8 protein-coding genes are annotated in these 8,087 nt (G+C 72.0%); 3 read left to right on the top strand and 5 right to left on the bottom strand.

Annotated features, from left to right (window positions below; all coding sequences use genetic code 11):
* Positions 1-113 precede the first annotated feature (113 nt).
* The gene (locus AC5WS8_RS24325) at positions 114-1,604 is read right to left on the bottom strand and encodes a glutamate synthase subunit beta (RefSeq protein WP_496105568.1); all 1,491 of its coding nucleotides are present in this window, start codon (positions 1,602-1,604) and stop codon (positions 114-116) included.
* Positions 1,605-1,867: 263 nt separating this feature from the next.
* Positions 1,868-2,557, bottom strand: coding sequence for a DUF2293 domain-containing protein (locus AC5WS8_RS24320; protein WP_496105567.1), 690 nt, complete (start codon positions 2,555-2,557; stop codon positions 1,868-1,870).
* A 188-nt stretch (positions 2,558-2,745) separates the two neighbouring features.
* On the opposite strand from AC5WS8_RS24320, the gene AC5WS8_RS24315 reads away from it, so the two are divergent.
* Both AC5WS8_RS24315 and AC5WS8_RS24310 read left to right on the top strand, forming a co-directional pair.
* Complete coding sequence (locus AC5WS8_RS24315; RefSeq protein WP_496105566.1) at positions 2,746-3,387, top strand: nucleoside/nucleotide kinase family protein; 642 nt, start codon at positions 2,746-2,748, stop codon at positions 3,385-3,387.
* A gap of 152 nt (positions 3,388-3,539) precedes the next feature.
* On the top strand, positions 3,540-3,968 hold the full coding sequence (locus AC5WS8_RS24310; RefSeq protein WP_496105565.1) for a CBS domain-containing protein: 429 nt from the start codon (positions 3,540-3,542) through the stop codon (positions 3,966-3,968).
* A 30-nt stretch (positions 3,969-3,998) separates the two neighbouring features.
* On the opposite strand, the gene AC5WS8_RS24305 is transcribed toward AC5WS8_RS24310, so the two are convergent.
* A complete protein-coding gene (locus AC5WS8_RS24305) occupies positions 3,999-5,126 on the bottom strand; it encodes a magnesium and cobalt transport protein CorA (RefSeq protein WP_496105564.1) in 1,128 nt (375 codons plus the stop codon).
* Between the two features lie 259 nt (positions 5,127-5,385).
* Here AC5WS8_RS24305 and AC5WS8_RS24300 point away from each other — a divergent pair, with 259 nt between their 5' ends.
* A complete protein-coding gene (locus AC5WS8_RS24300; protein ID WP_496105563.1) occupies positions 5,386-6,180 on the top strand; it encodes a methyltransferase domain-containing protein in 795 nt (264 codons plus the stop codon).
* Positions 6,181-6,234: 54 nt separating this feature from the next.
* Here AC5WS8_RS24300 and AC5WS8_RS24295 read toward each other — a convergent pair whose 3' ends face one another.
* On the bottom strand, positions 6,235-7,140 hold the full coding sequence (locus AC5WS8_RS24295; protein WP_496105562.1) for a carbohydrate kinase family protein: 906 nt from the start codon (positions 7,138-7,140) through the stop codon (positions 6,235-6,237).
* Entirely contained in the window at positions 7,137-8,075 is a 939-nt protein-coding gene (locus AC5WS8_RS24290) for a pseudouridine-5'-phosphate glycosidase (protein ID WP_496105561.1), read from the bottom strand. Before AC5WS8_RS24290 ends, AC5WS8_RS24295 begins: the two co-directional genes overlap by 4 nt.
* Positions 8,076-8,087: the final 12 nt, after the last annotated feature.

Raw genomic sequence — 8,087 nt, 5'->3', positions numbered from 1 at the left:
TCCGACGGCGAGCCGGGGTGCCCGGTACGGCCGGGCGGTGCCGTACCGGTCGCGACCGGTACGGACCCGGCACCCGGCGGTCCGCTGCCGGCCCTTCGCCGGTACCCGCGGGCCTACGCCGTCATCGGGCGGTCGTACGGCCCGATCGGTGCCGGCAGTCGTGACGCCCCGCCGGACAGCTGTCGGTCCACCGCCGCGGCCACGGCCCGTCCCTCCGCGATGGCCCATACGATCAGCGACTGCCCGCGCGCCGCGTCGCCGGCGGCGTACACACCCGGGGCGCTCGTCTCGAAGCCCTCGTTCCGCGCGATAGCCCCGCGTGCGTCGAGCGCCAGTCCGAGCTGTTCGATGAGCCCGTCCTCGCGGTCGGGCCCCGAGAACCCCAGGGCGAGCAGCACCAGGTCGGCGGGCAGCGTCCGCTGCGAGCCCGGCAGGGGCCGCCGCCGCTCGTCCACCTCGACCAGGTGCAGCGCCCGGACGTGCCCGGACGCGTCTCCCGTGAAGCGGAGCGTGGAGGCCGCGAACAGCCGCGCGTCGGCGTCCGCCGCCGGCGCCGTACGCAGATCCCGCGCCTCCTCGTGCGCCGCGGACAACCGGTAGATCCTCGGATACGTCGGCCACGGCTCGGTGTCCGGGTCCCGCTCCGTCTCCGGCTGTGGATAGATGTCGAGCTGCGTCACGGACGCGGCCCGTTCACGCACCGCGGTCCCCAGACAATCCGCCCCGGTGTCCCCCCCTCCCACGATCACCACATGCTTCCCGGCCGCCGACAGCGGCGAGACCTCCAGATCCCCCTCGCACACCCGGTCCGCCAGCGGCAGATACTCCATCGCCTGGTGGACACCGCCCAACTCGCGTCCCGGCACGTCCAGTTCACGCCATGCTGTCGCACCGGTCGCGATCACCACCGCGTCGTACCGCGACCGCAGCTCAGCGGCCCCGATGTCCTTCCCTATGACCGTGGACGTACGGAACTTCGTCCCTTCCGCACGCATCTGCTCCAGTCGGCGGTCGAGATGCCGCTTCTCCATCTTGAACGCCGGTATCCCGTATCGCAGCAATCCTCCGATCCGGTCCGCCCGCTCGTAGACAGCCACCGTGTGTCCGGCCCGGGTGAGCTGCTGTGCCGCGGCCAGGCCCGCGGGCCCGGACCCGACGACCGCCACGGTGCGCCCCGACAGCCGCTCCGGCGGGCGCGGTGGCGCGAACCCCTCCTCCCAGGCCCGGTCGGCGATGGCCACCTCCACGTTCTTGATGGTGACCGCGGGCTGGTTGATCGCGAGCACGCAGCCCGCTTCACAGGGGGCCGGGCACAACCGCCCCGTGAACTCGGGGAAGTTGTTCGTGGCGTGGAGCCGGTCGCTCGCCGCCCGCCAGTCCTCGCGCGAGACGAGGTCGTTCCACTCGGGGATCAGGTTCCCGAGCGGGCAGGCGTGGTGGCAGAACGGGATCCCGCAGTCCATGCAGCGGTTCGCCTGCCGGCTGATGATCGGCAGCAGCGCCCCGGGGACATACGCCTCGTTCCAGTCCCGCACCCGTTCCTCGACCGGCCTGCGCGGCCATTCCTCGCGGGGTGTGGTCATAAAACCCTTGGGATCGGCCATCGCCGTGCCCCTTGCGTCCAGACCGGATCGTTTCGAGCCACGATACGACGCCCCGGGCCCGTGCGCGCACCGCTGCGCGGGTCACCGCGACGGCCGGTGTCTCAGGCCAGGACCAGGACCAGGACCTACGACACCACGTGGAGCGCGGCGTCAGCACCGCCCTCCCCAGGACGATCACGACTCACCCCAGAGACCCCGGGTGTCGCAGGCGTACCGTCGGCCCCGCGCTCGACCACCGGCAGCACTGCCGAGCCCGCACCGGATCACGCCGCCTCCCGAAGCCTCCACTCCTGCAGCACCGCCTCCACACGTCCCGCGATGCGCCGTCGTGCCTCGGTCCGCGCCACGCCGTCCATCAGCAGCCGGTCATACGGCGTCTCCAGGTGCCGTACGGACGCCCGGACCGCAGCCGTGACCGCCTCCGGTGACAGGGCCCGTCCCGCCGCACTGCGCCCGACCCGTCCGCTGCCGCGCACCGACGCATGCCCCGCGACCGCCCGCGCCCGCTCGGCCGGGCATCCAGGAAACAGCCGCCGGATCTCCGCTGCGAACGCCTCCGCGAACCGCGCGTCCTCATCCGCCCGCCGCCGCGCGTCTCGCGCCCGCCGCCTGCGCCGCGCTTCCGCGTCCGCCAGGCACCGCTCCTCGGCCAGGGCGAGCGCCGCCTCCTCGACGAGCACGCCCTGGCGCTCGTACCGGCTGCGGCGCCGGTTGAACCGCACCACCACCGCCGACAGGCCGCTCGCCTCTCGCGCCCGCCGGGTCAGCGCCGTATCACCCCGCGGCAGAAACACCAGATGTCCGAGATCCGCACACTCCAGGCACCGCGGGTTCCCCTCCTCCAGTACCAGCAACCGCAACGGTCCCCTCCGGCAGTCGGCACAGTGCCGCCGCCTGATCGGCTGGAAGACGAGAGGTGCGCCGGACAGCGGGGGAGCCGGGGTCGGTGCCATGTCCCTCTCCTTCCCCGTCCGCCCGGGCACCGACCGCAGAAGGCACCTCTTGCCCACTGGCCTCCGGCCCGGCTGCAGGGGTGACGTCGCCGGTCCCGGGCCGGCTTCCGCGCTCCGCTCCCGGCCGAGGCCGGTACCGCCCGCCTGCCACGAGCTGTGAAGGGGGTTCGCCGGCGCGGCGCGGCATCATGGGCCCTGTGCGACTCGAAGCGATCACCTGGGAACGGCTCGGCGACACCCTCGCCGACCGGCTGCTCGAGCTGAAGCCCGGCGACGGCAGCCCCTGGTCGCGCATCGCGTTCGACGGAGCCCCGGCCGCGCGCCCCGGGGACCTCGCCCAGCGCGTGTCCGACGCCCTGCGCATACGCGGCCGGCCCTCGCTCGTCGTCGGCGCGGAGGGCTTTCTGCGGCCCGCGTCTGTCCGCCTCGAGCACGGTCATCGGGATCCGGACTCCTACTATGACGGATGGCTCGACACCGGCGCCCTGTGGCGCGAGGTCTTCGGCCCCCTCGAGCCCGGCGGTGACGGCCGCGTCCTGCCCGACCTCTGGGACCCGGTCACCGACCGCTCGACCCGCAGCCCCTATGTCCACCTCCCGCCCGGTGGTCTGCTGTTGCTCCACGGCCCCCTTCTCCTTCGGCACTGGTTCCCCTTCGATCTGACCGTCCACGTGCTCCTCTCCCCGGGCGCGCTCCGCCGCCGCACGCCCGAGTCGGAACACTGGACCCTGCCCGCGTTCGAGCGCTACGACGCGGAGACGGGCCCGGGCGCCGTCGCCGATGTGCTGGTCCGCGCGGACGATCCACGCCGCCCGGCCTGGAACGGCTGATCACGCACCCGGTTGCGTGAGTCGCCTCGGACGCACCTCTGCCGTCCGGTCGTTCCAGGTGCGATTCCACGGGGGCGCGGCGAGAATTGAAGTGCGCCGGGACCTGCGGTGCGTCCCGTGCCGCGCCGGCCGTCCGGCACCGGGAGGTACCCATGACCACCGCCGGAGACATCATGCACCGTGGTGCCCAGTGGATCCCCGCCCACGAGACCCTGGACCGCGCCGCCCAGCTGATGCGCGAACTCAACGTCGGTGCCCTGCCCATCAGCGACGAGAACGAACGGCTGTGCGGCATCCTCACCGATCGCGACATCGTCGTCGGCTGCGTGGCCGTGGGCCACGACCCCTCACGCGTGACCGCGGGCGACCTGGCCAAGGGCACGCCGCGGTGGATCGACGCGGACGCCGACGTCGACGAAGTGCTCCACGAGATGGAGGAGCATCAGATCCGCCGGCTTCCCGTCATCCAGAACAAGCGCCTCGTCGGCATGATCAGCGAAGCCGACCTGGCTGGGCATCTGACGGACGACCAGCTCGCCACCTGGGTCGAGAGCGTCTACGCGAAGACGGCCTCGCGTTGACCCGGCAACCGGCCGGGAGCTGTGCCGGGGTCACAGCCAGTCGTTGCGCTTGAACCCCCGGTACAGCACCAGGCAGGCCACGGCTATCACGACGAGGACCAGCGGGTAGCCGAATTTCCAGTGCAGCTCGGGCATGTACGCGAAGTTCATGCCGTAGACCCCGGTGACCATGGTGGGCACCGCGATCAGTGCGGCCCACGCCGTGATCTTCCGCATGTCCTCGTTCTGTGCGACGCTCACCTGGGCCAGATGCGCCTGCAGGATCGAGTTGAGCAACTCGTCGAACGCGGCTATCTGCTCGGTGGCGCGCTGCAGGTGGTCGGAGACGTCCCGGAAGTAGGCCTGTATCTCCGGGGCGATCACCCGGATCGGCCGGGTGGCCAGCTCCTGGACGGGACGGTCCAGCGGTGTCACCGCGCGCTTCAGCTCCAGGAGTTCACGCTTGAGCTGATAGATCCGTCCCGGATCCAGCCGCCCGCCGTTCTCCGCGAACACGTCCGTCTCGACCTGGTCGATGTCCCCCTGGACGGCGTCCGTGACGCTGAGGTAGTCGTCCACCACATGGTCCGCGATCGCGTGCAGCACCGCGGCCGGTCCTTTCGCGAGCTGCCGGGGATCGGCCTCGAGTTCCTCGCGCAGCGGGCCGAGCGAACCGTGCCGGCCGTGCCGCACCGTGATGACGAAGGCGGGACCGATGAACACCATGATCTCCCCGGTGTTCACCACCTCGCTCGTCGCCGTCAACTCCTTGTGCTCCACGTAGCAGACGGTCTTGAACACCGCGAACAGCGTGTCCCCGTACCGCTCGAGCTTGGGACGCTGGTGCGCCTCCACAGCGTCCTCGACCGCCAGCGGGTGCAGGTCGAAGAGTTCGGCGATGCCGGCGAACTCCTGGTCCGTCGGCTCGTGCAGCCCCAGCCAGACGAAAGCGCCGTCGCTCTTGCGGAGCCGCTCCACGGCCTCGACGAGATCGCCGGCTTCCGGAACGCGCACACCGTCCTGATAGGCCACGCAGTTGACCACCGCGGAGCCCAGCGGCGACCGGGCGGGATGGCTCAGATCGACGCGCGCACGGCGCCGCCCCAACCGAGCCACCTTGCGGAGGCCGCCGACCCTGTCGAGACCGGTCACCTTCCGCAGATTCCCTGCCATGGACATCTGGATCTCCTCGCGTGGATCTCCTGCCGCACTCTGCGCTGTCGCGAGCCAGTCTGCCAGCCCTCCGCGATCAACGGAGAAGCCTGTGGAAAGGGAATATTCCGCTTCGCCGCCCGGGATCCGCCGCCCGGGATCCGCCGCCCGGGATCCGCCGCCCGGGATCCGCCGCCCCGGATCCGCCGCTCCGGGCGGTGCCCCCCAAAAGCCCTGCGGAGCGTCGCCCCACCCCGACCAGCACGCCGACTGCGATGATCTCCGCATGACGCACAACGACGGGTACCTCCTCGACAACCGGCAGACCGAGGCCGGCCGGCGTTTCGAAGCGTTGTCCACGCTCTTCGACCCCACGACCTTCCGTCACATCGAGGGTTTCGGCATCGGACTCGGCTGGCGGTGCTGGGAGGTCGGCGCCGGCGGCACCTCGGTGATCTCCTGGCTCGCCAAGAAGGTCGGTCCGACCGGGCAGGTCATCGCGACAGACATCGACACCTCGTGGGCGGCCCAGGCCGCACAGCCTCCGATCGAGGTCCGCACTCACGACGTGGGCACCGAAGAACCCCCTGGCGGGGACTTCGACCTCGTCCACGCCCGGCTCGTCCTTGTCCACGTCCCTGACCGCGACAGGGCGTTGCGCTCCATGGTCAAGGCGTTGCGCCCCGGCGGACGCCTCCTGGTCGAGGACGCCGACCCGGCGCTGCAACCCCTGAGCTGCCCGGACGAGTACGGCGCCGAGCAGCGGCTCGCCAACCGCCTGCGTGAGGGCTTCCGCACGCTGCTCGCCGAACGCGGCGCCGACCTCTCCTACGGCCGCAGGCTCCCACGTCTGCTGCGGGAGGCGGGTCTCAGCCGGGTCGAGGCCGACGCCTACTTCCCCCTCACCTCCCCGGCCTGCGCGGCGCTCGAATCAGCGACGATCCGTCAGATCCGGGACCAGCTCGTCTCGGCCGGGCTGGCCGGCGAGGAGGACATCGACCGTCATCTGTCCAACGTCGCCTCCGGCACGATGGACCTGGCGACCGCCCCGATGATCTCGGCGTGGGGCCGCAAGGAGTGAGAGGCGGGAGGCGAAGGGGAGTGCTGTTGCCCGGTACGGCGGAGCCCGCCGGAGCTACCGCACGCCCCTCACCGGCCTCCCTCCCACTGTCTCCACCGCCATCGCCCCCGCCCCGCACCCTTCCGTCGCGGCCTCCTCCGGACCGGCCCCCGCGAGCAGCGCGGCGAGGAACGCTCCGGTGAACGCGTCCCCTGCGCCCGTCGTGTCCCTGGGCTTGGCCGGGGCGGCCGGGATCCGGGCGGCGATCGCACCCGACACCGCCACCAGTGCTCCCTGTGCACCCTGCTTGCTGACCACCAGGGGCACGTGACGGCTCAGCTTGGCCGCCGCGTCCGCCGGGTCGGGCAGCCCGGTCAGCAGACACGCCTCATCGCGGCTCGGCAGCAGCACGTCGACACTCTCGGCGAACGCCAGGAACCGGTCCACGCCCAGCTCGGCGAGGAACCCCGCCGACGCCGGATCAAGGCTCACCGGCACTCCACGGGCGCGTGCCGCTTCGAGGACCACCGTGGCCAGCGCCCGGCTCGGCTCGGAGAACAGCAGGTATCCCGACACATGCAGCCGTGCGACACCCTCGAGCAGCTCGTCCGACCAGTCACCGGGGGCAAGCCGTAGCGACGCCCCGCTGTCCGTCAGGAACGTGCGCTCCGCCGAGGCGCTCGTGTCCACCAGACAGATCACCGTGCCCGTCGGAGCCTCGGGGTCGACGACCAGATGCGGCCGTACGCCCGACTCCGTCAGTTCCCGCAGATGCCAGGCGGCGGACTCGGCTCCGACGCGACCGAGCAGCCGCACCTCCGGGCAGCCCCACCGAGCCGCCCAGCACGCCACGTTGGCGCCTGCACCACCGGGCAGCGTCCGGATGTCGGCTGCCGTGTCCGTACCCGAGGCGAGCGGGCCGTGGTGCCGTGCGACGACATCCGTGACGACGTCCCCGACGACCAGCAGAGCCCCGCTCACGCCCCCGCCCAGGCCGCGGCGATCCGCGCCGCGAGACGCACGTTCCCGCGCACCGCCGCCAGATTGGCGCTGAGCGACGCACCGTCGGTGTGCCGCACCAGATGGTCCAGCAGGAACGGCGTGACCGCCTGACCGGTGATCCCCTTTTCGCGGCACGCGGTCAGCGCGTCGGCGAGCACGCGTGCGTGAAGCTCCGGATCGAGCTGCTCCTCCTCCGGTACCGGATTGGCGACGATGAGCGCCGACTGCTGGGCACCGAGGGCGTCCTGCGCCCGCATGACCTCCGCCACCTGCCCGGGCGTCTGAAGCGTCCAGTCGACCGGATGGCCGGAGTCGGACAGATAGAAGCCCGGGAAGCGGTCCGTGCGATATCCGGCGACGGCCACGCCCAGCGTCTCCAGACGCTGGAGTGTGGCGGGCACGTCCAGGATGGACTTCACGCCCGCGCACACCACGGTGATCCTGGTCCGCGCCAGCAGGCCCAGGTCGGCGGACTCGTCCTGAGTCACGGTCCACTCCCGGTGGACCCCGCCCAGCCCGCCCGTCGCGAACACTCGTACGCCTGCGAGGGAGGCCAGCAGCGCCGTCGCGGACACGGTCGTCGCCCCGCTGACGCCTGCCGCCACCGCCAGGGGCAGATCACGGTGGCCCAGTTTGCGGATCCCGTCCTCGTTCGCGACGCGCTCGACCTGATCCTTGCCCAGGCCGACATGCGCCTCGCCGTCCAGCACCGCGATCGTCGCCGGTACCGCTCCCTCCTGTCGGACCACCTCCTCCAACTCCAGTGCGACCTGGAGATTGCGCGGGCGCGGCAGCCCGTGCGCGATGATCGTCGACTCCAGGGCCACCACCGGCCGACGGGCGGCGAGAGCCTCCCGCACCTCTTCGGACACCACCAGCACGCGCCTGCCTCCTGTCTGTGGGTCTTCCCTCATCTCTGGCGGGCC

The sequence above is a fragment of the Streptomyces sp. PTL18 genome, from assembly GCF_059510295.1.
Note: the sequence above shows the minus strand (reverse complement) of the source record. Positions and strands in the feature narration are given on the sequence as shown.